Here is a 20,933-nt window from a genome sequence, read left to right as displayed (position 1 = left end):
GCGTGGAGATCCTGAGCAGCCGCGTCCTCGTCCGCTCGTGCGAGCCGGAGCGCGCCCGGGCGTTCTACCGGGACGTGCTCGGCCTGGCCGTGCACCGGGAGTTCCCCGGCGGCACCGTGTTCTTCCTCGGCCAGGGGTTCCTGGAGGTCTCCGGCGCCTCGGCCGAGGACCCCACGGACGCCACGCAGCTGTGGCTCCAGGTGCGTGACCTGCGGCGGGCCGCCGAACAGCTCGCCGAGCACGTCGTCCGGCCCGCCCGGCGCGAACCGTGGGGCCTGGACGAGCTGTGGATCGCCGACCCGGACGGCAGGCGCATCGTGCTGGTCGAGGTGCCCGCCGACCACCCGCTACGCCGGGACCGCCGCCAGTAGCTGCACCGCGGGCCCGACCACGCCGCCGTACTGGTGCAGCGACGTGCGCACCCCGGTGAACCCCGCCGCCTCGGCCTCCTGGATCAGGTCGTACTCGGAGGTGTCCAACGCCCTCCGGTGCACCGAGACGACCAGCCTGCCGCCGGGCCGCAGCACCCGGAACAGCTCGTGGAACGCGGCCGGCCGGTTGCCCCACAGCTGGAGGTTGTTCACCGAGACCACCACGTCGACCGAGTCCTCGGGCTGGCCGGTCCGCGTCGCCGCGCCCTCGCGCAGCTCCACGCGACCCGCCACGATCAGCTCCGCGCACCGTTCGCGCGCCTCGTCCAGCATGACCTGCGACGGGTCGACGCCGATCGCCTTGAGCGCACGTTCACCGGCGAGCTTAAGCCCGACCCCCGGACCGGGGCCGAGCACCAGCACGACCTCCTCGGACGTCGGCGCGGCCACCTCGGTGACGTGCTCCTCGACCTTCGCGTTGAGCACGGCCATGACCCGGCCGCCCAGCTCGCCCACCTTGCCGCGGGGGTGCCCGAACGCCGCGTCCAACGCCTTCATCAGGTTGTTCGCCATGGCTCCAGCGTCGTCGCGGCGCGCTCGGACCGCATCGGGGACCGCCCCGAGACCGGCCCGGAGATGCCGCCGGGGATGTTTCCGGGGTGTTTCCATCCTGAACTTCCCGTGGTCGGGGTAGTGCTTTCCGGGCGTTCACGTAGTCAGGATGTGGACCATGACGCGAAGCCGAGCACGCACGTCAGGACTGCGCCGCACCCCGGCCCGCGCCGTCGCGCGCCTCGGAGAGCTGTTCGACGGCTACCTGGACCCCGCCCGCCCGCACGCCGACGCGTACGACGAGATGTTCGGCGAGGACTCCTCGGTCCGCAGCGCGTACCGGGCGCTGTACGACTCGATCGCGCCGTCGCAGGTCGCCGAGCTGACCGCGCGGTCCGAGGCGCTGGACCGGGCGTTCGTCGACCAGGGCATCACGTTCTCGCTGTCCGGCCAGGAACGGCCGTTCCCGCTGGACCTCATTCCCAGGGTGCTCACCGCGGCGGAGTGGTCGAAGCTGGAGCGCGGCATCGTGCAGCGGGTCCGGGCGCTGGAGCTGTTCCTGGCCGACATCTACGGCGACGCCCAGATCGTGCGCGACGGCGTGCTGCCGCGTCGGCTGATCACCTCGTGCGAGCACTTCCACCGGGAAGCCACGCTGCTCAAGCCGCCCAACGGCGTGCGCCTGCACGTCTCCGGCGTCGACCTGGTGCGTGACGAGTCGGGCACGTTCCGCGTCCTCGAGGACAACCTCCGCTGCCCGTCGGGCGTGTCGTACGTGATGGAGAACCGGCGCACGATGGCGCGGGTCTTCCCGGACCTGTTCGCCCGGCACCGGGTCCGGTCCGTCGGCGACTACGCCGTGCACCTGCTGCGCGCGCTGCGCAACGCCGCCGCGCCCAACGCCGCCGACCCGAACGTCGTCGTGCTCACGCCGGGCGTGGCGAACTCCGCCTACTTCGAGCACTCCCTGCTGGCCAGGCAGATGGGCGTGGAACTGGTCGAGGGCCGGGACCTGTTCTGCCGCGACAACGTCGTCTACCTGCGCACCACCGAGGGCGAGCGGCAGGTCGACGTCATCTACCGGCGCATCGACGACGACTTCCTCGACCCCGTGCACTTCCGCCCGGACTCCGTGCTCGGCGTGGCCGGGCTGCTCAACGCGGCCCGCGCGGGCAACGTCGTCATCGCCAACGCGGTCGGCAACGGCGTGGCCGACGACAAGCTCGTCTACACCTACCTGCCCGAGATCGTGCAGTACTACCTGGGCGAGAAGCCGCTGCTGCCCAACGTCGACACGTTCCGCTGCTGGCTGCCCGAGGAACGCGCGCACGTGCTCGACCACCTGGACGAGCTGGTGGTCAAGCCGGTGGAGGGCTCCGGCGGCTACGGCATCGTGTTCGGCCCGCAGGCGTCGACGCGCGAGCTGAACGCCCTGCGCCGGACGATCCGGGCCAACCCGAGGGGTTGGATCGCGCAGCCGGTGGTGCAGCTGTCCACCGTGCCGACCAAGGTCGGCGACCGGCTGGCTCCCCGGCACGTCGACCTGCGGCCGTTCGCGGTCAACGACGGCAACTCGATCTTCGTGCTGCCCGGCGGCCTGACCCGCGTCGCGCTGCCGGAGGGCAGCCTGATCGTGAACTCCTCGCAGGGCGGCGGGTCCAAGGACACGTGGGTGCTCGCCGCCCGCTCCTCCACCGTGGACCGTGAGCTGGCCGAACCGGGCCTGGCGACGTCGGCGGTGGAGTCGCCCGCCGCCGAGCAGGGACCGGAGCTGACCACGTCCCAACAGCAGCAACAACAGCAGCAGGAAAAGGGGGCGTGATGCTGGCTCGCAACGCGGAGTCCCTGTACTGGATCGGCCGGTACGTCGAACGCGCCGACGACACGGCGCGCATCCTCGACGTCTCGGTGCACCAACTGCTGGAGGACGCCACCGTCGACCCCGACGCCACCAGCCGCCAACTGCTCGCCGTGCTCGGCATCGACGCGCCGGGCGACGCCTCGTTCGACGTGTGGTCGCTCACCGAACTGGTGGCCTACTCGTCCGACCACGCGGGGTCGATCGTGGCGTCGATCAACAGCGCCCGGGAGAACACGCGTGGCGCGCGCGAGGTCGTCTCCACCGAGATGTGGGAGTGCCTCAACGCGATGTACAACGCGGTGCGGGAACGGCAGGCGTACGCGCGGGTGATGGGGCCGCACGCGTTCTTCGCGTTCGTGGAGGAGCGTGCGGCGATGTTCGCCGGGCTGGCCGACTCCACGATGAGCCGCGACGACGGCTGGCGGTTCCTGGTCCTCGGCCGGTCGGTCGAGCGGGTGGACATGATCGTGCGGCTGCTGCTGTCCCGCGTGGCCGACAAGGCGTCCTCGCCCGGCTGGGTGACGGTGCTGCGGTCGGCGGGGGCCCACGACACCTACCTGCGCACGTACCGGGGCGCGATGGACGCCTCACGGGTGGTGCAGTTCCTGCTGCTCGACCGGCTGTTCCCGCGTTCGGTGTTCCACGCGCTGAGGCAGGCCGAGGCGTGCCTGGAGCAGCTCGACCACCAGCCCACCGTGCGCGTCGGCGCGCGGGCCGAGGCGTTGCGGCTGCTCGGCCGGGCGCGCAGCGACCTGGAGTTCCTGCGCCCGCACGACCTGCTCGACGACCTGCCGCGCCGGCTCAAGGCGCTGCAGGCCACCGTGCGCGACGTCGGCGAGGCCGTGTCGAAGCAGTACTTCCACACCGCGCCCTGGGTCGCCTGGACGAACGCCGAGGTGGTCTGACATGTCGTGGCGGGTGCGGGTCGTGCACACCACCGGGTACCGGTACGCGCTGCCGGTGACGCAGTCGTACAACGAGGCGCGGATGACACCGCGGGCCGACCGGCGGCAGAACGTGGTGGTCAGCCGGGTGGAGACGACGCCCGCCACGCGTGCCTACCGGTACACCGACTACTGGGGCACCGAGGTCACGTCGTTCGACCTGCACGCGCCGCACGCGGAGCTGAAGGTCGTGGCGTCCTCGGTGGTGGAGACGGGCGCGGAGGAGGAGCCCGTGCGCACCGGCACGTGGGCCGACCTGCGGGCGGACGCGCTGGTCGACCGGTACACCGAGTTCCTGGACTGGACGGCGTACGTGCCGCGGGACCGCGAGCTGGCCGCCGTGGCGCGCGAGCTGAAGCGGGGTGCCGGTCTGAGCGACGCGGTGCTGGCCGCGTCGCACTGGGTGCACGAGCAGCTGACGTACCGGTCCGGCGCCACCGGCGTGCACAGCTCGGCCACCGACGCGTGGCAGGCCCGTGAGGGCGTCTGCCAGGACTTCGCGCACCTCACGCTCGTGCTGCTGCGCGCGATGGGCATCCCGGCCCGGTACGTGTCCGGCTACCTGCACACGAAGCCGGACGGCGAGATCCGCGAGACGGTGCGCGGCGAGAGCCACGCGTGGATCGAGGCGTGGACCGGCGGCTGGTGGGGCTACGACCCGACCAACGCCATCCCGGTCGGGCCACGCCACATCTGGGTCGCGCACGGCCGTGACTACGCCGACGTCGCGCCGCTCAAGGGCATCTACTCGGGCGGTGCGTCGTCGGCGCTGGAGGTCACGGTGGACGTCACCAGGCTGGCCTAGGGCACCTGCCTCAGCGCCAGCCCAGCCGGCGCAACGCGTCCACGACCAGCGAGAACCGCTCCGGCTCCAGCACCGAGCCCTCGCGGCGGATGTCGTCCTCGTCCAGCTCGAACACCCGGTCCAACCGCAGGTAGGAATGCCTGCCGTCGCGGTCCCAGCGGCCCGAGCCCAGGTCGAGGCAGTCGTCCAGCTCGTGCCGGTCGGGGGTCTTGCTGGTCAGCATCAGGCCGAGCAGCGCCCGGCGGTGGCGGCCCACGACCAGCAGCGGCCGGTCCTTGCCGCGGCTCGGGTCCTCCTCGAAGGGCACCCAGGCCCACACCACCTCGCCCGGATCGGCCAGACCGTCCAGGTCAGGGGTGTACTCCAGGGTCGCCGCCACCGCGGCCGTGTGGACCTCGCGCACCGCGCCCCTCGAAGGGCGGGCGTCTTCACCGTTCGCACGCACGGCGGGCAGCTTATGGCCTCGGTCACGCACGCGTGGAACGCCACGACGGCGTGACATGAGATGCTGTGCCTAAGTTGAAATGGGCAGATCCCGTCCTTCGTGTGCGAGGAACCTGAGTGACCACGTTCGCCGACCAGACGTTCACGCCTCCGGACCTGATCCGGAACTTCTGCATCATCGCGCACATCGACCACGGCAAGTCGACCCTGGCCGATCGCATGCTGCAGCTCACCGGCGTCGTCGACGCGCGGGCGATGCGCGCGCAGTACCTCGACCGGATGGACATCGAACGCGAACGCGGCATCACCATCAAGGCGCAGAACGTGCGGCTGCCGTGGCAGGTCGACGGCCAGGACCACGTGCTGCACATGATCGACACGCCGGGTCACGTCGACTTCACCTACGAGGTCTCCCGCGCCCTGGAGGCGTGCGAGGGGACCGTGCTGCTGGTCGACGCCGCGCAGGGCATCGAGGCGCAGACGCTGGCCAACCTGTACCTGGCGATGGAGAACGACCTCACCATCATCCCGGTGCTGAACAAGATCGACCTGCCCGCGGCGGACCCGGACAAGTACGCCAAGGAGCTCGCGCACATCGTCGGCTGCGAGCCCGAGGAGGTGCTGCGCGTCTCGGCCAAGACCGGCCTCGGCGTCGGCGCGCTGCTGGACGAGGTCGTCAAGCGCGTGCCCGCGCCGGTCGGCGACGCCGACGCGCCACCCCGCGCGATGATCTTCGACTCGGTGTACGACACCTACCGCGGCGTGGTCACCTACATCCGCGTGGTCGACGGCAAGATCACCCCGCGCCAGCGGATCCGGATGATGTCGACCAACGCGACCCACGAGCTGCTGGAAGTGGGCATCATCTCGCCCGAGCCGAAGCCGAGCGTCGGCCTGGGCGTCGGCGAGGTGGGCTACCTCATCACCGGCGTGAAGGACGTGCGCCAGTCGAAGGTCGGCGACACCGTCACGGCGGAGAAGAACGGCGCCACGCAGCCGCTGGCCGGCTACCGCGAGCCGCGCCCGATGGTCTACTCCGGCCTGTACCCGGTGGACGGCTCGGACTACCCGATCCTGCGCGAGGCGCTGGAGAAGCTGCAGCTCAACGACGCCGCGCTGACGTTCGAGCCGGAGACGTCGGCCGCCCTGGGCTTCGGCTTCCGGTGCGGCTTCCTCGGCCTGCTGCACCTGGAGATCACCCGCGACCGGCTGGAGCGCGAGTTCGGCCTCGACCTGATCTCCACCGCGCCCAACGTCGTCTACCGCGTCGTCATGGACGACGGCACCGAGCACGTGGTGACCAACCCGTCCGACTGGCCGGACGGCAAGCGCGCCGAGGTGTACGAGCCGGTCACCAGGTGCACGATCATCGCGCCGAGCGAGTACATCGGCGCGATCATGGAGCTGTGCCAGGCCAAGCGCGGCCAGCTGGGCGGCATGGACTACCTGTCCGAGGACCGCGTCGAGCTGCGCTACACCATGCCGCTCGGCGAGATCATCTTCGACTTCTTCGACGCCCTGAAGTCGCGCACGCGCGGTTACGCGTCGTTGGACTACGAGGAGTCGGGCGAGCAGGACGCCGAGCTGGTGAAGGTCGACATCCTGTTGCAGGGCGAGCCGGTGGACGCGTTCAGCGCGATCGTGCACAAGGACTACGCCTACGCCTACGGCACCAGGATGGCCTCGAAGCTGCGCGAGCTGATCCCGCGGCAGCAGTTCGAGGTGCCCATTCAGGCGGCCGTCGGCGCCCGGGTGATCGCCCGCGAAACGATCCGCGCCATCCGCAAGGACGTGCTCGCGAAGTGCTACGGCGGCGACATCACGCGTAAGCGCAAGCTGCTGGAGAAGCAGAAGGAAGGCAAGAAGCGGATGAAGATGGTGGGCCGCGTCGAGGTCCCCCAGGAAGCCTTCGTCGCCGCGCTGTCCACCGACGACTCCGGCGGCAAGGACAAGGGCAAGAAGTAGTACCACCGGCCAAATCCGCGCCGACCGGAACATCTTCGGGTGACTGGTCGGCGCGGATCGCTGTTTTCGGGGATCCCCTCCGCCATGGTTGGCGCACCAACCGGAAGGAGGGGACCATGACGGTCATGGCTCATGACCAAGGCGGACGTCCCTACACGGTCGAGGACCTTGGAGGGATGCCAGATGATGGCCGGCGTTATGAGCTCATCGACGGGATGCTGCTCGTGAGTCCAGCTCCCGGCGCTCGGCACCAGAAGGTCGTCTTGAGGCTCGGCATGTTCATGGAGCTGCGATGCCCGGACGACTTGCACGTGTTTTCCGCACCCTTCTCAGTGCGGACGTCCGAGTCGATTGAGCTGCAGCCCGACCTTCTCGTGGCCAGGGATGCGGATCTGACCGACAAGCTGCTGCCTGTCGCACCGCTACTTGCGGTGGAGGTGCTGTCGCCGAGTACCGCGCTGAACGACCTCAACACCAAGAAAGCGGCCTACGAGCGGATGGGGGTGCGCAGCTACTGGATCATCGATCCGCAGGACCCCAAGCTCACCGTGTTCGAACTCGACGCCGATGGTTGCTACGGACAGGTGGCCGATGTGAAAGGGGAGGACCCGTTCGACGCGACGCTGCCGTTCCCGGTGCGGATTGTGCCTGCGCAACTGCTCGGCACCCTGTACAACCGGCCCGTGGAATGACGGAAGGGCCTTCAGAACGTCCCTGTTCTGAAGGCCCTCGAAGGGGTGTGGCTGCTCAGCTGTGGTTGCGGAGCATGCCGCTGAGCGCGTGGCGGCGGAGGATCGCTTCGATCTCACGCGCCTCGTGGCTCGAGTGCCGGGCGAGGATGGCTTCCATGTCCATCCGGGCGCTCGGGGTGTCGTAGGCGGCCAGTTCGCGGGTCAGGTCCGCTTCGCGCTTGCGGAGCTGCCGCCGGGTGGCGAGGTACGTGCGAACGGTCTTCAGAGGGTTGGTCATGTCGCCTTTCGGTCGTCTCTCTGTATCGGTTCACCTACTATCTTGCCGCACGTCAGGGCCCTGCGCCGCCAAATCGGGCGTGATCTCCGCCGCAACTGTCACGGCCACGTCAACGCCCGCGTGAGCACCCCGCCGGAGACGTCGGCCGGGTAACGGCGCAGGCAACTCCACCTCACCGCCCGAGGATGTCGAGGGCCTTCGAGTACTTCGCCCGCAGCCGGTCCTGGGTGGCCGGGTCGAGCAGCGCGAGGCGGGGCGGTGACGTGTTGTCGGCGATGTCGGCCCGCTTCACCTCCACCGCGACCGGGTCGGCCAGCACCCGCGCCAGGTAGTCCTCCTGCGCCTCGCCGTCACGGTGGCTCAGCGCGAGCACGGTCGCGACCACCTCCGGCGGGCACCCGGCGGCCAGCAGGTCGTCGGCGGTGACGGCGGTGTCCTCGACGACGTCGTGCAGCACGGCCGCCATGCGCGCGTGCTCGCCGGACACCCGCCCCATCACCCGCAGCGGGTGGCTGATGTACGGCTGGCCGGACTTGTCGACCTGCCCCTCGTGGGCCGCTCGCGCGATGCGGATCGCGTCATCAACGGTGAACGTCATCGGATCATTGTTCACACCCTTGACAAGCACCAGTGGTCTAGTCCATTTTTCGAGTGGCCCACGTCACCTGTGCTGGGCTTTGGCCGCCGACGAGAACGTGGAGGTGGACGTGGTTTCGAGGACGAGACGCGCACTGGGCGCGGTGCTGGCGGGTGTGCTGGCCATCGCGGGCCTGACCCTGGTCGTGGTGGGCAGCGCGTCGGCCGCCAACCTGGTCGCCAACCCAGGTTTCGAGGGCGGCACGGGCGGGTGGACCTGCAGTGCCGCGGCGACGGCGGCGACCACGACCAAGCGCAGCGGCACGCACGCCATGGCGGGCGCCCCCGCGGGCCAGGACAACGCGCGCTGCTCGCAGACGATCTCCGTGCAGGCCAACACCGCCTACAAGCTGTCCGCGTGGGTGCAGGGCAGCTACGTGTACCTCGGCGTGACCGGCACCGGCAGCGGCGACAAGAGCACGTGGACGCCCGGCTCGGCGGGCTTCAGCCAGCTCTCGATCGACTTCACCACGGGCGCGAGCAGCAGCGTCACCATCTACCTGCACGGCTGGTACGGCCAGCCCACCTTCTACGCCGACGACGTGAGCCTCGACGGCCCGGGCACCCCGCCGACGAGCACGACGACCACCACCAGCACCACCACGACGAGCACCACCACGACCACGACGACGCCCGGCAACCCGGACCCGTCGCTGCCCAAGCACGCGCTCACCGGCTACTGGCACAACTTCGACAACGGCTCGCGCCTGCTCAAGCTCGCCGACGTGCCCACCACGTACGACATCGTGGCCATCGCGTTCGCCGACGCCACCACCACGCCGGGCGCGGTGGCGTTCAACCTCGACCCGACGTTGTCGAGCAAGCTCGGCGGCTACACCGACGCGCAGTTCAAGGCCGACGTCCGCACGCTGAAGGCGCGCGGCCAGAAGGTGATCATCTCCGTCGGTGGCGAGAAGGGCACGATCAGCGTCGGCAACTCCACCGCGGCGACCAACTTCGCCAACAGCGTCAAGACCCTGATCGCGAACTACGGGTTCGACGGCGTGGACATCGACCTGGAGAACGGCGTCAACGCCACCTACATGGCGCAGGCGTTGCGCGCGATCCACGCGGGCGGCGGCAAGGTCATCGCGATGGCGCCGCAGACCATCGACATGCAGTCCACCGGCGCGGAGTACTTCAAGCTGGCGCTGGCGGTGAAGGACATCCTCACCGTGGTCAACATGCAGTACTACAACTCCGGCACGATGCTCGGCTGCGACCAGAAGGTCTACGCCCAGGGCACCGTGGACTTCCTGGTCGCGCTGGCCTGCATCCAGCTGCAGAACGGCCTGCGCCCCGACCAGGTCGGCCTCGGCCTGCCCGCCTCGCCGTCCGGCGCGGGCGGCGGCTACCAGTCGCCCGCCAACGTGAACCGGGCGCTCGACTGCCTGGCCAAGGGCACGAACTGCGGTGCGTTCAAGCCGGCGCAGACCTGGCCGGGCATCCGCGGCGCGATGACGTGGTCGATCAACTGGGACGCCTCCAACAACTGGCAGTTCGCCAACGCGGTGGCGCCGCACCTGGACACGCTGCCGTAGCGCGGCGGACGCCGTCCCTCCCGTCGCGCCACGGGAGGGACGGCGCCGGCGCTACCCGACGCGTTGCGCGCCGGACGGCACGGTCACCGTCTTCGCCAGTGCGGCCGGGCTGTCGGAGCTGGTCCGGTCGGCCAGGAAGTACCAGTTCATCCGCACGTGCTCGCGCCGCACGTCCAGCACGGTGTAGCCGTGCGAGTCCAGCTCCACCCACTTCAGGTGCCGGTTAAGCCCGACCAGCGCGGCCTCGATCGCCAACGACGTGGTGCGCGGCGGCGAGCCGGTGAGCTCGTCGATGTTGTCCGAGGTGACCGACGGGACGACCAGCTCGGTGGCGACGGTCTTCGTCGGCGGGTACAGCGCCTCGTCCACCGGCACGTCGAACGCCCACGAGCTGTGCACGTCACCGGTGAGGAACACGGTGTCGCGCACGTCGTGCTCGGCCAGCAGCGCGATCACCGCGTCGCGGTCGTGCGGGTAGCCGTCCCACTGGTCGTTGTTGATCGTCGGCCCGACCAGCTGCGCCACGGCGCCCGCCTGCGGCACCGGCGGGATGAGCAGCGGCGAGAAGATCACCGGGTTGCCGATCAGCTTCCACTGGACGTCGGTGTGCAGCAGGCCGTCGCGCAGGAACGCCAGCTGGTCCGGACCGGTGAGCGTGCGGCCGGGGTCGTCCACCTGGCTCGGGTCGACCTGCCTGCTGCGGTAGCTGCGCAGGTCCAGCATGGTCAGCTCGGCGAGCGTGCCGAAGCGGAGCCGGCGGTAGACCCGGTCGCCGTCGAGCCGCACGGGCATCCACTCGTGGTAGGCGCGCATGGCCGCGGCACGGCGGCCCGCCCACGTGCCCTCGGTGGTCTCGTCGTGGTCGGGTGATCCGCCGGACCAGGCGTTCTCCGCCCACTCGTGGTCGTCCCACGTGATGATCCACGGGTAGGTGGCGTGCAGGTGCTGGAGGTCGGGGTCGGTCTTGTACTGGGCGTGGCGGACCCGGTAGTCGGTCAGCGACACCGCCTCGCCCGGCGGCTCGTGGGTGCGGGACCGCGTGCCGATGTAGTCCTCGTACAGGTAGTCGCCCAGGTGCACGACGGCGTCGAGGTCGCCGCGCTCGGCGAGGTGCCGGTAGGCGGCGAAGCGGCCCGCGACCCAGCTGGAGCAGGAGACGACGCCGAACCGCAGCTCGTCGACCTCGGCGTGGTGGGCGGGCGCGGTGCGGGTGCGGCCCACGGGGGAGTGGCCGCCGTCGAAGCTGAAGCGGTAGAAGTACCAGCAGCCGGGCCGCAGGCCGCCGACGTCCAGCTTGACCGTGTGGTCGCGGTCGGGGCCGGTGACGACCTCGCCGCGCCGGACGACTTGGCGGAACTGGGCGTCCTTGGCCACTTCGTAGCCGACAACCACGGTCGGACCCGCGCCGGAACCGGGCGTGCTGTCCGCGGTGGGCGTGACGCGGGTCCACAGGACGACCCGTTCCGGCAGCGGATCACCGGACGCGACGCCGTGCCGGAAGTGCGGGGTCGAGGCTTCGGCGGACGACGCGGGCAGCGCGGGCGCGAGCAGCGCGACGCCGGCGAACGCGCCGAGCCGCAACGCGTCCCGCCGCGGGTGGGTGTTGGGCATGTCCTTACGACGGTGTGGTGGCCGCGGAGGTTGCCGGTTGTCCCGCCCGGCGGGCACGGACATCGCCGTTTTGCGTGAGAACGTCGTCGACCTGCCGATACGTGACCACAGCGGTGGCGCGGGTTAGGGTCGGCGCCATGTTGGACCGACTCGAAGTGCCCGTCATCGCCGCACCGATGGCCGGTGGGGCGTCCACACCCGCGCTCGTGGCCGAGGTCGGCCGGGCGGGCGGCCTCGGGTTCCTGGCCGCCGGCTACCTGTCCGTCGAGGCGGTCGCCGAGCAGATCACCGCGACCACCGCGCTGACCGACCGGCCGTTCGGGGTGAACCTGTTCGTGCCCGGTCCCCGGTCCACCACCGACCTGTCCGGCTACCGCGACCGCGTCAAGGCGCAGTCGCCGACCGAGCCGGGCGAACCGCGGTGGGACGACGATTCCTACGCCGCCAAGCTCGAACTCGTGATGGCGCTGCGCGTTCCGGTGGTCTCGTTCACGTTCGGCTTGCCGAACCGCGAGGACGTGCACCGGCTGCACGCGGCCGGCTCCACGGTCGTCGTCACGGTCACCACACCGCACGAAGCCGCGCAGGCGGCGCAGATCGGCGCGGACGCGTTGTGCGTGCAGGGGAGTGAGGCGGGCGGCCACCGCGGCACGTTCGCCGACGACGGCGTCTCGCCCGGCGGCGGCGAGCTGTTCGGGGTGCTGGCCGCGCTGCGGCTGGTCCGCGCCAAGGTGGACCTGCCGCTGATCGCCGCCGGCGGCCTGGTGCACGGCGCGGACGTGGCCGCGGTGATCACCGCGGGCGCGGTCGCGGCGCAGCTCGGCACCGCGTTCCTGGCCACGCCGGAGGCGGGCACGTCCGCCGCACACCGCCAGGCCCTCGCCGAAGGCACCCGGCGCACCGCGTTGACCAGGGCGTTCAGCGGACGTCCGGCGCGGGGCCTGGTGAACAGGTTCCTGGTGGAGAACCAGGAGCAGGCGCCCGCCGCGTACCCGGAGGTGCACCACCTGACCCGGCCGGTGCGCGCGACCGGCGACCCGGAGCTGATGTCGTTGTGGGCCGGGCAGACCTACGCGCTGGTCCGACCGGCCCCGGCCGCCGACGTGGTGGCCAGGCTGGTCGCCGAGGCGCGCCAAGCCCTTTCCGTCGCGATCACGCGCATTTCACCGGTGTAGCACCACAGAATGGCGACGTGACCACCGCGCGCGAGCTCGCCGACGAGATGCTGACCCTGGTCCTGGACGCCGATCCCGTCATGGCGACGCTGCTCGGCATCCCGGGCTGGGACGACCGGCTGCCGGATCCGAGCACCGAGGGCGGACGCGTGCTGCGCGCTCGCGCCGAGGACGTGGCGCGGCGGGCGCGCGCGGTGGACGACGACCCGGTGACGCGTGCGGTGGTCGTGCAGCAGGCGTGGGGCCTGGTGCACCGGCTGGACGCGAACCTGGTCGAGCACACCCACGCCGAAGGGCTCACCGCGCCGTTGGCGGTCCTGCTCGGGGCGTTGCCGCTGGTCCGCCCGACGGACGACCGGGCACGGCAGGCGTACCTGACCCGGCTGTCGTCGCTGCCCGGCTACCTGGACGCGCTCACCCGAAGACAGCGCGACTCGACCCGACGTCCGCTGAGACACCTGGTGGAAGCCGCCATCGACCGCGTCGACCGCTACCTGGCCGATGGCGACGACCCGCTCGGCACGCCGTTGCACGACAGCCCGTACGCCGCGGTGTGCGCACGACTGCTGCACGAGACCGTGCGCCCCGCGGTCACCCGCTACCGCGACTTCCTGCGCGCCGAGGTGGTCGACCGCGGTCGCGGCGAGGACCGGCCCGGCCTGTGCTGGCTGCCCGACGGCGACCTGATCTACGCGGACCTGGTCCGCATGTACACCACGACCGGCCACACGCCCGAGGAGCTGCACCGGATCGGCCTGAACCTCATCGAGGAGCTCGACCGGGAGTACGAGGAGGTCGGCGGCCGGGTTTTCGGCCCGACCACGGCCGCCGGCGTGCGCGCCCGCCTGCTCGCCGACCCGGAGCTGCGGTGGAGCGGCGCCGAGGACATGGTGGCGTTGGCCTCGGCGTGTATCGCGCGTGCCGAGGAGGTCTCGGGCGACTGGTTCGGCACGGTGCCGCAGGCGCGGTGCGAGGTCGACGTGGTGCCGGAGGCGGAAGCCCCGAACGCGCCGCTGGCCTACTACATGGACCCGGCGATGGACGGCTCCCGGCCGGGCACCTACTTCGTCAACACCCACCAGTCCGAGCTGCGCGAGCGGTTCAGCGCCGAGTCGACCGCGTTCCACGAGGGCGTGCCGGGCCACCACTTCCAGATCGCGCTGGCCCAGCGGCTCGACGACCTGCCGCTGCTGCGCCGGTTCGCGTCCATCGAGGCGTACTTGGAGGGCTGGGCGCTCTACGCCGAACGGCTGGCCGACGAGATGGGCCTCTACAGCGACGACGTGGCGCGGCTCGGGATGCTGTCGGGCGACTCGCTGCGCGCCGCGCGCCTGGTGGTGGACACCGGTCTGCACGCGTTGCGCTGGACGCGGCAGCAGGCCGTGGACTACCTGCGCGCCAACGCCGTCATGCCGGACGTCGACATCTTCTCGGAGGTCGACCGGTACATCGAGAACCCCGCGCAGGCGCTGTCCTACATGGTGGGGCGGCTGGAGATCCAGCGCCTGCGCGGTGAGGCGGAGCGGAGGCTGGGCGACCGCTTCGACATCAAGGCGTTCCACGACCTCGTGCTGAGCGGCGGGCCGCTGCCGATGGCCGTGCTCGCCGACGTGGTCGACGAGTGGTGCGGCTCAGTCCTCGGTGTTCGAGGGGTTGTTGAGCACTGACCTGCGCCTGCTGTAGGCGAAGTACACGACCAGCCCGATGCCGAACCAGACGGCGAAGCGCAGCCAGGTCTCCGGCGCCAGGAACGTGATCAGCCACAGCGAGAACACCACGCCGATGATCGGCACGACCGGCATGCCCGGCGTCTTGAACGTGCGCGGCAGGTCGGGCTGCTTGTACCGCAGCACGATCACCGCGACGCAGACCACCACGAACGCCAGCAGGATGCCGATGTTGGTCAGCTCGGCGGCCTCGGCGATGGGCAGGAAGCCCGCGATGACGGCGGACGCGACACCGAGCACCCACGTCGTGCGCGTCGGCACGTGCTTGACCGGGTGCGTCTTGGCGAACCACTTCGGCAGCAGGCCGTCACGCGACATCGAGTAGCCGACCCGCGCCGCGCCCATGAGGAACGTGAACAGCACGGTCGTGATGCCCAGCACCGCGCCGACCGAGATGATGATGCCCAACGCCGGCAGGCCGATGTCGCTGAACGCCGAGGCGAACGCGCTCTCCGCGTCCACGTCCTTGAAGTTCACCATGCCGGTGAGCACGAGGCAGGCCAGCACGTACAGCACCATCGAGATGGCCAGCGAGTAGATGATCGCCTTCGGCATGTGCTTCTGGGAGTCCTTGGACTCCTCGGCGGCCGTGCTCATCGCGTCGTAGCCGAACACCGCGAAGAACACCGTGGCCGCGCCGGTGAGCGCGCCGGAGATGCCGAACGGGAAGAACGGGTTGTAGTTGCCGGTGTCGATGTGGAACGCGCCGACCACGATCACCAGCAGCACCACGGCGACCTTCAAGTACACCAGGGTCGTCTCGAAGCGGGCCGCGTTCTTCATGCCCATGTTGAGCACGAACGCGATCAGCAGGCACAGCAGCACGGCGAACAGGTTGACCTTGTAGCTGCCCGCCGCGACGTCACCGGTCTCGGTGCCGGGCGCGCCGAGCATCCACACCGGCAGGTCGATGCCGAGCAGGTTCAGCAACTCGTTGAAGTAGCCGCTGATGCCGATCGCCACCACGGCCACGATCGCGGTGTACTCCAGCAGGAGGTCCCAGCCGATGAACCAGCCGACGATCTCGCCGAGCACGGCGTAGCCGTAGGTGTAGGCGGAGCCCGCCTTGGGGATCAGCCCCGCGAACTCCGCGTAGGAGAACGCGGCGGCGGCGCTCGCGATGCCCGCCACCAGGAACGAGATCAGCACGGCGGGGCCCGCGGTCTTGTTCGCCACGGCGCCGGCCAGCGAGAAGATGCCCGCTCCGATGATGCCGCCGATGCCGATCGCGGTGAGTTGCCAGAGCCCCAATGTCCGGGTCAGCGCCGTTTTCTCGTCGCTGATCTGCTCGATCGGCTTGCGGCGGAACACGCCGCTGCCACGGCCGAATCCGTCCTGCACCGTCATTCGCCCAGCTCCCTCGGTGGATTGGTGTGCGGCGAACCTACGCCGGTCAACTGTCACCGGGTTTGTTCGATCACACCATTCGAGGCCGGATTTTTTGTCCGGATGGACGGTTGGGCTTCGGAGCTCAGCTTCGGGTGAAGACGATCTTGCCCGCGGTCTCGCCGTCGAGCATCGCGCGCAAACCCTCCTCGACCCGTTCGAACGGCAGCTGGGCGCCGATCTGCGGGCGCAGGCCCGTCAGGTCGCAGAACGCCAGCAGGTCGGCCAGCTCCGCGCGCGTGCCCATGGTCGAGCCGACCACCCGCAGCTGCAGGAAGAACAACCGCGGCAGCTCGGCCACCGACGCGTCACCGCTGGTCGCCCCCGAGATGACCACCGTGCCGCCCGGCTTCAGCGCCTTCATCGAGTGCGACCAAGTGGCCTTGCCGACGGTCTCGAACACCGCGTCCACGCGTTCCGGCAGCCGCGCGCCGGACTCGAACACCTGGTGCGCGCCCAGACTGGAGGCCAACGCGCGCTTCTCCTCGCTGCGGCCGGTCACCCAGACCCGGAAGCCCGCCGCACGGCCCAGCTGCACCAACGCCGTCGAGACACCGCCGGACGCGCCCTGCACCAGCATCGTCTGGCCCGGCCGCAGCCCCGAGTTCACGAACAGCATCCGGTACGCGGTCAGCCACGCCGTGCCCATGCACGCCGCCTCGGCGAAGCTCAGCCCCGACGGCTTCGGCAGCACGTTGCGCTTCGGGACGACGACGTGCTCCGCGAACGTGCCCTGGTGCTTCTCGGTGAGCAGCGTGCGGCGCGGGTCCAGCGTCTCGTCGCCGGACCAGTCCGGGTCGCCGATCACCGAGTGCAGCACGACCTCCGTGCCGTCCTCCAGCACGCCCGCGCCGTCGCAGCCCAGGATCATCGGGAACAGCTCCGGCTTGATCCCCACGCCGCGCAGCGTCCACAGGTCGTGCATGTTCAGGCTCGCCGCCCGGACGGCCACCTTCACCCAGCCCTCCGGCACCTCGGGTTCCGGCCGCTCGCCCACGCGCAGGGCGGCGATCGGGTCTGACGGGCTCGGCTCGGCTGCGTAGACGGCGAACATGCGGGCAACTTACCGAGTGGTAGAGATCCGTGTGCGGTGAAGCACGTCACGGGACTAGGCTCGCCGGTGTGGTTGACGCGTTCGAGCAGTGGTGGGACGGGGTCGAGCTGTGGCTGGCGCAGCTGGCGTTCCCGTTCCAGTTCGCGCTGCTCATGTGCGTGCTGCTGCCGTCGTGCCTGGGCTTGGCCCGGTTGATCGACCGCGTCGTGGACAACGCCTCGACCAGGTTCAACCCGGTGCCCAAGGTCGACCGGCCAGGTGACGCGGACGAGCCCCGGAAGGTGGACGCGGGCAAGCCTTCGTAGGCTCTGCGAGCGTGACTCCCGCCCGGCGGCTCTCCGTCGCACTGCTCGGCCTGATCGCGCTGGTCGTGGTCGGCTACTTCGTCAAGGACCTCACCGGCACGTCGTCGGACCCGGCCCCGCCGTCGGCCTCCGCCACGGTGCCCGGCGCGGACTCGGGGCTGCCGGTCGAGCCGCTGTCGAGCCTGCCCGCGCAGGTCAAGACCACGTGGGAGCTGATCGGCCGGGGCGGGCCGTTCCCGCACCCGCGCAACGACGGCGTGACGTTCCAGAACCGCGAGAAGCTGCTGCCCGCCAAACCCGCCGACTACTACCGGGAGTACACCGTGCCGACACCGGGCAGCGACGACCGCGGCGCGCGCCGGCTCGTGACCGGGTCGTCCGACGAGGTGTACTACACGGCTGACCACTACGAGTCGTTCGTCGTCGTGGACGTGACCGGATGACCTACCGGCACGTGGTGCGCCGGGGTGCGCGCTCGAAGAAGGCGGCCATCGGGGCCATCGCGGACGCGTTGAGCTTCCCCGACTGGTTCGGGCACAACCTGGACGCGCTGTACGACTGCCTGACCGACCTGTCGTGGCTGCCCGAGGGCGAGCACGTGCTGGAGTGGGAAGGCGGCGACGCCGACGTGCAGGCCGTGCTGGCCGACGCGGCAGCACGCACCGCCGAACTGGGCGACCGCGTGCTGACCGTCGTCTACACCGACTAGTCCTGTTCGGGAACCCACGACGGCTTGCGCTTGCCCACGAACGCGGCGATGCCCTCCTGGCCCTCGGGACCGCCGAAGTGCCGTGCGGACAGGGCCAGCATGTCGGCGAACACTTGGCCCAGGTCGCTGGAGCGAGGCTCCTGGAGCATCCGCTTGGTGGCCGCCAGGGCGTTCGGCGCGCCCAGCGCGAGCATGTCGGTGTAGCGGGTGACCTCGGCGTCGAGGTCGTCGGCGGGCACGGCCGAGTTGATCAGGCCGATGGCGACGGCCCTCGGCGCGGCGAACGTCTCGCCGGTCAGGAACAGCTCGTGCGCGGCACGGGGCAGCAGGCGGGGCAGCACGGTCACCGAGATGACGGCGGGCACCACGCCGATGCGGACCTCGCTGAACGCGAACGTGGCCGTGTCCACCGCGACCGCGATGTCGCACGCCGCGACCAGGCCGACGCCGCCCGCGCGTGCCGGGCCGGCCAGCCGGGCGACCACGGGCTTCGGGCTGGTCCACAGCTGTTCCAGGATCGCCGGGAACTCGTTGACCCCCTGCTGGTCGGCGCTCGCGCCGCCCGCCTCCTTGAGGTCCATGCCCGAGCAGAACACCGGTCCGGTGTGGCTCAGCACGATCACGCGCACGGCGTCGTCGGCCGTGGCGGTCCGGAGGTGCCCGGTCAGCTCGGCGCGCAGGCGCGCGGACAGGGCGTTGCGGTTGTGGGGTGAGTCCAGCGTGATCGTCGCGATGCCACGCCGCACCTCGTAGTGGACCAGCTCGTCTGCCATGGGTCGCACTCTACGATCCGCGTTGTTTGACAGTGTGCTGTCAAAATGACAGGATACTGTCATGACGACGAAGACGGTTCACCTCGCCCTCTACGACACGCTGGCCGACTGGGAGTTCGGGTACGCGACCGCGCAGATCAACACGCCGCAGTTCCAGAAGGTGCCCGGTCGGTACCGGGTGCGGACCGTCGGCGCGACGCTCGACCCGGTGACGTCCATCGGCGGCCTGCGGATCACGCCCGACCTGGCGCTCGCCGACGTCGACCCGGCGGACAGCGCGATGCTGATCCTGCCCGGCGCGGACACGTGGGAGAGCGGCGACAACGCGGTGTTCGCGGCGGCGGCGCGGCGTTGGCTGGACGCGGGCGTGCCGGTGGCGGCGATCTGCGGCGCGACGATCGGCCTGGCCGCCGAGGGCCTGCTGAACTCGCGTGCGCACGGCGGCAACGCGGTCGAGCAGCTCGCGTCCGTGCCGGGGTACACCGGTTCGGAGTTCTTCAGCTCCGAGCGCGCGGTGCGGGCCGACGGCCTGATCACGGCCGGTGCGGCGTCGGCGCTGGAGTTCGCGCGGGAGATCTTCGTGGAGCTGGACCTGTACGAGCCCGCCGTGCTGGACGCGTGGTACGGGCTGTACCGGACGGGCGACCCGGCGTGGTTCGGCAAGCTCGTCGCTGCGGTGTCGTGAGCGAGGTCGAGCCCCGCACGGAGGCGGGGGACGTCCTGACCGAGGTCATCATGCGCACGTTCCGCCTCTACGGCGGTTTCCTGGAGGCGGCGGAGGTGATGACGAAGCCGGTCGGCCTGACCGCCGCGTGGTGGCAGGTGCTGGGCGCCGTGCTGCGGCAGCCGTTGCCGGTGTCGGGCATCGCCCGGGAGATGAGCCTGACGAGGCAGAGCGTGCAGCGCATCGCCGACCTGCTGGTGGCGAAGGGGCTGGCCGAGTACCTGCCCAACCCGGCGCACAAGCGCGCCAAGCTGTTCCGCCCCACGGAGGCGGGCTACGCGGCCGTGTCCAGCCTGGCCCAGGCCCAGCACGCCTTCACCAACCGCATCTCGGCCCAGGTGGACCCGGACGACCTGCGCACCACGCTCAAGGTGATGGAACGCCTGGTCGAGGCGCTGGACGCGGACGAGTGGCCCACGGGCGACGCCTGACCGGACGTCACGCCGGCCTGCCCGCGCCGGTGCGACGCCCTACCGTGAGGACATGGATCTCGGCGAGACGTTCGAGTGGGAAGGGCGGCGCATCGCCTGGGGCCGTGCGGGCTCGGGACCCGCGGTGGTGTTCTGCCACGGGACGCCGTGGTCGTCGTGGCTGTGGCGGCCGTTCGCCGAGGCGTTGAGCGGCGACTTCACCGTGCACCTGTGGGACATGCCCGGCTACGGCCGTTCGTCGAAGGACGCCGGGCACGCCGTGGACTTCGGGGTCCAGGCGGAGGCGTTCACAGCGCTGCTCGCGCACTGGGAGCTGGACCGGCCGCACGTCGTCGCGCACGACTACGGCGGCGCGGTCTCGCTGCGCGCCCACCTGGTGCACGAGGTGCCGTTCGCGTCGCTCCTGCTGGCCGACGTCGTGGCGATCCCGCCGTCCGGCTCGCCGTTCTTCCGGCTCGTGCAGGAGCACCCGGACGTGCTCGCGCGCGTGCCGCCGTACATCCACGAGGCGTTGGTCAGGGCGTACATCGGCAACGCGAGCCACCGCGGGCTGCACGAGGACGACCTGGCCGACCTCACCGCGCCCTGGCTCGGCGAGGTCGGCCAGCCGGCGTTCTACCGCCAGATCGCCGCGTACGACGAGCGCTACCTCGTGGAGAACGAGGCACTGCTGGACCGCGTCGACATCCCGGTGACCGTCCTGTGGGGCGTCGAGGACACCTGGATCCCGTTGGCCACCGGGGAACGGCTCGCCGCCGGCATTCCCGGCGCCGCCCTCACCCGCGTCGACCGGGCGGGGCACCTGATCCAGCTCGACGCACCGGTGGCGGTGGCGTCGGAGCTGCGTTCCTGGCTGACCCGGGTCGCGGGCTGACGGCGGCTCACGACGTTCTGAGCGTTGAACTCGGGTGTCCTGAACGTAGGACACGCGCGTTCTGAACGTAGGACTC

Annotated in this window: 23 protein-coding genes; 15 read left to right on the top strand and 8 right to left on the bottom strand. The window is 70.8% G+C overall.

What is annotated here, in order from left to right; translation table 11 throughout:
- Positions 1-2: 2 nt before the first annotated feature.
- Positions 3-371: a VOC family protein gene (locus ADK67_RS45275; protein WP_053722798.1), complete on the top strand. Its 369-nt coding sequence runs from the start codon at positions 3-5 to the stop codon at positions 369-371.
- Here ADK67_RS45275 and ADK67_RS45270 read toward each other — a convergent pair.
- Complete coding sequence (locus tag ADK67_RS45270) at positions 348-944, bottom strand: class I SAM-dependent methyltransferase (protein ID WP_053722797.1); 597 nt, start codon at positions 942-944, stop codon at positions 348-350. The two genes, ADK67_RS45275 and ADK67_RS45270, sit on opposite strands and share 24 nt — an antisense overlap.
- Before the next feature lie 157 nt (positions 945-1,101).
- Between ADK67_RS45270 and ADK67_RS45265 the strand changes: the two genes are divergently transcribed.
- From ADK67_RS45265 to ADK67_RS45255, 3 genes are read left to right on the top strand one after another with little or no spacing between them, the layout of a single operon-like run.
- Positions 1,102-2,745 (top strand): circularly permuted type 2 ATP-grasp protein, encoded by a 1,644-nt coding sequence (locus ADK67_RS45265; protein WP_053722796.1) that lies wholly within the window; start codon positions 1,102-1,104, stop codon positions 2,743-2,745.
- Complete coding sequence (locus tag ADK67_RS45260; RefSeq protein WP_053722987.1) at positions 2,745-3,689, top strand: alpha-E domain-containing protein; 945 nt, start codon at positions 2,745-2,747, stop codon at positions 3,687-3,689. The genes ADK67_RS45265 and ADK67_RS45260 overlap by 1 nt, the downstream gene beginning before the upstream one ends.
- 1 nt (position 3,690) lies before the next feature.
- Complete coding sequence (locus ADK67_RS45255) at positions 3,691-4,533, top strand: transglutaminase family protein (protein WP_053722795.1); 843 nt, start codon at positions 3,691-3,693, stop codon at positions 4,531-4,533.
- A 10-nt stretch (positions 4,534-4,543) separates the two neighbouring features.
- Here ADK67_RS45255 and ADK67_RS45250 read toward each other — a convergent pair whose 3' ends face one another.
- Positions 4,544-4,978 carry a type II toxin-antitoxin system PemK/MazF family toxin gene (locus tag ADK67_RS45250; protein WP_053722794.1) on the bottom strand — a complete coding sequence of 145 codons (435 nt, stop codon included), beginning with the start codon at positions 4,976-4,978 and terminating at the stop codon, positions 4,544-4,546.
- Between the two features lie 116 nt (positions 4,979-5,094).
- Between ADK67_RS45250 and lepA the strand changes: the two genes are divergently transcribed.
- Positions 5,095-6,942 (top strand): translation elongation factor 4, encoded by a 1,848-nt coding sequence (gene lepA / locus ADK67_RS45245; RefSeq protein ID WP_053722793.1) that lies wholly within the window; start codon positions 5,095-5,097, stop codon positions 6,940-6,942.
- A 116-nt stretch (positions 6,943-7,058) separates the two neighbouring features.
- The gene (locus ADK67_RS45240) at positions 7,059-7,634 is read left to right on the top strand and encodes a Uma2 family endonuclease (protein ID WP_053722792.1); all 576 of its coding nucleotides are present in this window, start codon (positions 7,059-7,061) and stop codon (positions 7,632-7,634) included.
- A 55-nt stretch (positions 7,635-7,689) separates the two neighbouring features.
- Here the strand turns inward: ADK67_RS45240 and ADK67_RS45235 are convergent, their stop codons facing one another.
- On the bottom strand, positions 7,690-7,911 hold the full coding sequence (locus ADK67_RS45235) for a hypothetical protein (RefSeq protein WP_053722791.1): 222 nt from the start codon (positions 7,909-7,911) through the stop codon (positions 7,690-7,692).
- A gap of 172 nt (positions 7,912-8,083) precedes the next feature.
- Entirely contained in the window at positions 8,084-8,509 is a 426-nt protein-coding gene (locus tag ADK67_RS45230; protein ID WP_053722790.1) for an HD domain-containing protein, read from the bottom strand.
- A 109-nt stretch (positions 8,510-8,618) separates the two neighbouring features.
- Here ADK67_RS45230 and ADK67_RS45225 point away from each other — a divergent pair, with 109 nt between their 5' ends.
- Positions 8,619-10,088: a chitinase gene (locus ADK67_RS45225; RefSeq protein ID WP_053722986.1), complete on the top strand. Its 1,470-nt coding sequence runs from the start codon at positions 8,619-8,621 to the stop codon at positions 10,086-10,088.
- Positions 10,089-10,139: 51 nt separating this feature from the next.
- Here ADK67_RS45225 and ADK67_RS45220 read toward each other — a convergent pair whose 3' ends face one another.
- A complete protein-coding gene (locus ADK67_RS45220) occupies positions 10,140-11,699 on the bottom strand; it encodes an alkaline phosphatase D family protein (protein ID WP_053722789.1) in 1,560 nt (519 codons plus the stop codon).
- A 137-nt stretch (positions 11,700-11,836) separates the two neighbouring features.
- Here ADK67_RS45220 and ADK67_RS45215 point away from each other — a divergent pair, with 137 nt between their 5' ends.
- On the top strand, positions 11,837-12,874 hold the full coding sequence (locus tag ADK67_RS45215; RefSeq protein ID WP_053722788.1) for an NAD(P)H-dependent flavin oxidoreductase: 1,038 nt from the start codon (positions 11,837-11,839) through the stop codon (positions 12,872-12,874).
- Positions 12,875-12,891: 17 nt separating this feature from the next.
- Positions 12,892-14,541 (top strand): DUF885 domain-containing protein, encoded by a 1,650-nt coding sequence (locus tag ADK67_RS45210; RefSeq protein ID WP_053722787.1) that lies wholly within the window; start codon positions 12,892-12,894, stop codon positions 14,539-14,541.
- Here ADK67_RS45210 and ADK67_RS45205 read toward each other — a convergent pair.
- Positions 14,506-15,948: an amino acid permease gene (locus tag ADK67_RS45205; RefSeq protein WP_053722786.1), complete on the bottom strand. Its 1,443-nt coding sequence runs from the start codon at positions 15,946-15,948 to the stop codon at positions 14,506-14,508. The genes ADK67_RS45210 and ADK67_RS45205 overlap by 36 nt on opposite strands.
- A 124-nt stretch (positions 15,949-16,072) precedes the next feature.
- Positions 16,073-17,041, bottom strand: a complete 969-nt coding sequence (locus ADK67_RS45200) for a zinc-binding dehydrogenase (protein WP_053722785.1) — start codon at positions 17,039-17,041, stop codon at positions 16,073-16,075.
- 68 nt (positions 17,042-17,109) lie between these two features.
- On the opposite strand from ADK67_RS45200, the gene ADK67_RS45195 reads away from it, so the two are divergent.
- From ADK67_RS45195 to ADK67_RS45185, 3 genes are read left to right on the top strand one after another with little or no spacing between them, the layout of a single operon-like run.
- Positions 17,110-17,346: a hypothetical protein gene (locus ADK67_RS45195; protein ID WP_053722784.1), complete on the top strand. Its 237-nt coding sequence runs from the start codon at positions 17,110-17,112 to the stop codon at positions 17,344-17,346.
- Between the two features lie 11 nt (positions 17,347-17,357).
- Positions 17,358-17,789, top strand: a complete 432-nt coding sequence (locus tag ADK67_RS45190; protein WP_053722783.1) for a ribonuclease domain-containing protein — start codon at positions 17,358-17,360, stop codon at positions 17,787-17,789.
- Positions 17,786-18,055 (top strand): barstar family protein, encoded by a 270-nt coding sequence (locus ADK67_RS45185; RefSeq protein ID WP_053722782.1) that lies wholly within the window; start codon positions 17,786-17,788, stop codon positions 18,053-18,055. Before ADK67_RS45190 ends, ADK67_RS45185 begins: the two co-directional genes overlap by 4 nt.
- Here the strand turns inward: ADK67_RS45185 and ADK67_RS45180 are convergent.
- A complete protein-coding gene (locus tag ADK67_RS45180) occupies positions 18,052-18,828 on the bottom strand; it encodes an enoyl-CoA hydratase-related protein (protein ID WP_053722781.1) in 777 nt (258 codons plus the stop codon). The two genes, ADK67_RS45185 and ADK67_RS45180, sit on opposite strands and share 4 nt — an antisense overlap.
- A gap of 61 nt (positions 18,829-18,889) precedes the next feature.
- Between ADK67_RS45180 and ADK67_RS45175 the strand changes: the two genes are divergently transcribed.
- Genes ADK67_RS45175 through ADK67_RS45165 form a run of 3 tightly spaced genes read left to right on the top strand, consistent with a single transcriptional unit; the run spans position 18,890 to position 20,857 of the window.
- Positions 18,890-19,513, top strand: a complete 624-nt coding sequence (locus ADK67_RS45175; protein ID WP_053722780.1) for a DJ-1/PfpI family protein — start codon at positions 18,890-18,892, stop codon at positions 19,511-19,513.
- Positions 19,510-19,983, top strand: coding sequence for a MarR family winged helix-turn-helix transcriptional regulator (locus ADK67_RS45170; protein ID WP_231648687.1), 474 nt, complete (start codon positions 19,510-19,512; stop codon positions 19,981-19,983). The genes ADK67_RS45175 and ADK67_RS45170 overlap by 4 nt, the downstream gene beginning before the upstream one ends.
- Positions 19,984-20,035: 52 nt before the next feature.
- Positions 20,036-20,857 (top strand): alpha/beta fold hydrolase, encoded by an 822-nt coding sequence (locus tag ADK67_RS45165; protein WP_053722779.1) that lies wholly within the window; start codon positions 20,036-20,038, stop codon positions 20,855-20,857.
- The last annotated feature ends 76 nt before the right edge of the window (positions 20,858-20,933 follow it).

This window comes from Saccharothrix sp. NRRL B-16348 (assembly GCF_001280085.1).
GTDB lineage: Bacteria > Actinomycetota > Actinomycetes > Mycobacteriales > Pseudonocardiaceae > Actinosynnema.
The sequence above is the reverse complement of the archived record's forward strand: the minus strand, read 5'-3'. Positions and strand labels throughout refer to the sequence as shown.

Excerpts from the sequence above, each read along its gene's own strand:
- ADK67_RS45175 (WP_053722780.1), top strand. The coding sequence starts at position 18,890 with ATGACGACGAAGACGGTTCACCTCGCCCTCTACGACACGCTGGCCGAC.
- ADK67_RS45230 (WP_053722790.1), bottom strand. The coding sequence starts at position 8,509 with ATGACGTTCACCGTTGATGACGCGATCCGCATCGCGCGAGCGGCCCAC.
- ADK67_RS45180 (WP_053722781.1), bottom strand. The coding sequence starts at position 18,828 with ATGGCAGACGAGCTGGTCCACTACGAGGTGCGGCGTGGCATCGCGACG.
- ADK67_RS45200 (WP_053722785.1), bottom strand. The coding sequence starts at position 17,041 with ATGTTCGCCGTCTACGCAGCCGAGCCGAGCCCGTCAGACCCGATCGCC.
- ADK67_RS45235 (WP_053722791.1), bottom strand. The coding sequence starts at position 7,911 with ATGACCAACCCTCTGAAGACCGTTCGCACGTACCTCGCCACCCGGCGG.
- ADK67_RS45165 (WP_053722779.1), top strand. The coding sequence starts at position 20,036 with ATGGATCTCGGCGAGACGTTCGAGTGGGAAGGGCGGCGCATCGCCTGG.
- ADK67_RS45185 (WP_053722782.1), top strand. The coding sequence starts at position 17,786 with ATGACCTACCGGCACGTGGTGCGCCGGGGTGCGCGCTCGAAGAAGGCG.
- ADK67_RS45260 (WP_053722987.1), top strand. The coding sequence starts at position 2,745 with ATGCTGGCTCGCAACGCGGAGTCCCTGTACTGGATCGGCCGGTACGTC.
- ADK67_RS45255 (WP_053722795.1), top strand. The coding sequence starts at position 3,691 with ATGTCGTGGCGGGTGCGGGTCGTGCACACCACCGGGTACCGGTACGCG.
- ADK67_RS45220 (WP_053722789.1), bottom strand. The coding sequence starts at position 11,699 with ATGCCCAACACCCACCCGCGGCGGGACGCGTTGCGGCTCGGCGCGTTC.
- ADK67_RS45205 (WP_053722786.1), bottom strand. The coding sequence starts at position 15,948 with ATGACGGTGCAGGACGGATTCGGCCGTGGCAGCGGCGTGTTCCGCCGC.
- ADK67_RS45240 (WP_053722792.1), top strand. The coding sequence starts at position 7,059 with ATGACGGTCATGGCTCATGACCAAGGCGGACGTCCCTACACGGTCGAG.
- ADK67_RS45265 (WP_053722796.1), top strand. The coding sequence starts at position 1,102 with ATGACGCGAAGCCGAGCACGCACGTCAGGACTGCGCCGCACCCCGGCC.
- ADK67_RS45270 (WP_053722797.1), bottom strand. The coding sequence starts at position 944 with ATGGCGAACAACCTGATGAAGGCGTTGGACGCGGCGTTCGGGCACCCC.
- ADK67_RS45215 (WP_053722788.1), top strand. The coding sequence starts at position 11,837 with ATGTTGGACCGACTCGAAGTGCCCGTCATCGCCGCACCGATGGCCGGT.